Raw genomic sequence first — 273 nt, 5'->3', positions numbered from 1 at the left:
GCTTGATGTCACTCACAAGGCGCTGACCTCGCGGGCACGGGTTCAGGCCTTTCGCGACCTTGGCAGCCGCGTCGGCAACTTCACCGCAGATATGCTTGATTTCTTTGAACGATTTGACGTTGAGAAATACGGCTCCGAAGGTGGTCCGCTGCATGACCCTTGTGTGATCGCCTACCTGATCCAACCAGAGCTGTTCTCCGGCCGCCACATCAACGTCGAGATTGAGACCGCCGCTCCCCTGACCCTCGGGATGACAGTTGCAGACTGGTGGGG

1 protein-coding gene is annotated in these 273 nt (G+C 58.6%); it reads left to right on the top strand.

The genetic code is table 11. From position 1 onward, the window contains the following. Positions 1–273: nucleoside hydrolase (locus O4G76_RS20495; RefSeq protein WP_269398972.1), on the top strand; the 273-nt coding region annotated here is incomplete at both ends.

The sequence above is a fragment of the Limimaricola sp. G21655-S1 genome (assembly GCF_027213785.1).
In the GTDB taxonomy this organism is placed as follows: domain Bacteria; phylum Pseudomonadota; class Alphaproteobacteria; order Rhodobacterales; family Rhodobacteraceae; genus Limimaricola.
The sequence above is the reverse complement of the archived record's forward strand: the minus strand, read 5'-3'. Positions and strand labels throughout refer to the sequence as shown.